Origin of the sequence: Kitasatospora sp. NPDC097605, from assembly GCF_040302725.1 — a bacterium.
Classification (GTDB): domain Bacteria; phylum Actinomycetota; class Actinomycetes; order Streptomycetales; family Streptomycetaceae; genus Kitasatospora.
This window is the reverse complement of record NZ_JBEOSF010000094.1, coordinates 1-1,146: the sequence shown is the minus strand read 5'-3', so window position 1 is coordinate 1,146 and position 1,146 is coordinate 1. Positions and strand designations below refer to the sequence as shown.

The following is a 1,146-nucleotide window of genomic DNA, read 5'->3' as shown; positions in this document are numbered from 1 at the left end:
TTCGAGGGCGGCGAGGTCAACCAGACCGTCGTCGAGATGGAGCGCGGCTTCCTCTTCCTGATGGCCATCAGCGACGGCTCCGCGCTCGCCGTCCTCGCCTCCCCGGACTCCGACATCGGCCTCGTCGGATACGAGATGGCGCTGCTCGTCGACCGCGCCGGCGCCGTCCTCACCCCCGCACTCCGCGCAGAACTCCAGGGCAGTCTCCTGCACTGACGGTTCGTCGGATACCGTCCAGGTATTCGAAGCACCTCCGCGCTCGTCCCGGGCCCGCTTCGGCGGGCTCGGGTTCGGGCGTTGTACGGCCTTCGCACCACCGGCTCCGGACCCGTGCCCGAGCTCGCACCGCACCGCCGCACCCTGTGAGGAGAGGAACCGTGACACCGCCCGACGACCGCGCCGGCCAGTACGGCGTTCCGTACCCTGGCACAGGCCATGACGCCTTCGGAGCACCCGGCGTCGTCGGCCACGGTCAGCAGTACGGCCAGCCGCTCCACGGCCAGCACGGCCAGCAGTACGGCCAGCCGTCGTACGGCCAGCCGTACGCGCCGGGGCAGTACGACCAGTACGCCCAGCCCCGGCCCTCGTACGACGCTCCCCCGCCCGGCTACCCGGACGGGACGCTCGGACACCAGTCCGGTCACCTTCCCGGCCGCGGTCCGGCCGTCGGGCAGCCGGCCGGACAGCCCGCCCCGGCGCCCGGCCACCACGCGCCGGTCCAGGACCCCGGCGCGGGCGACGACTTCGACGACGAGGTCGACTCCGGCCCGCTGATCCGCCCGTTCGCGATGACCGGCGGACGGACCCGGCCCCGTTACGAGCTCGCCCTGGAGGCGCTCGTCTCCGCCAACGTGGATCCGCAACGCCTGGCCACCCTGCTCCCCGAGCACCAGCGGATCTGCACCCTGTGCACCGAAGTCAAGTCGGTGGCCGAGGTCTCGGCGCTGCTCTCCCTTCCCCTGGGGGTGGCCCGCATCCTCGTGGCCGACCTGGCCGAAGCCGGCCTGGTCGCCATCCACCAGCCCGCTTCCGGCGGCGAATCCGGAAACCAGCCCGACGTCACGCTGCTCGAAAGGGTCCTCAGTGGACTTCGCAAGCTCTAACGCGGCCGCCCCCACCCGCGCCACCACCTCCGCGAAGATCGTC

General features: G+C 72.5%; 2 protein-coding genes. Both read left to right on the top strand.

Features of this window, described 5'->3' with window-relative positions; translation table 11 throughout:
* The coding region (locus ABTX81_RS39565; protein ID WP_502892965.1) for a roadblock/LC7 domain-containing protein at positions 1 to 216 on the top strand (216 nt) is incomplete at its 5' end.
* Positions 217 to 377: 161 nt separating this feature from the next.
* The gene (locus tag ABTX81_RS39560; protein ID WP_350555787.1) at positions 378 to 1,103 is read left to right on the top strand and encodes a DUF742 domain-containing protein; all 726 of its coding nucleotides are present in this window, start codon (positions 378 to 380) and stop codon (positions 1,101 to 1,103) included.
* The last annotated feature ends 43 nt before the right edge of the window (positions 1,104 to 1,146 follow it).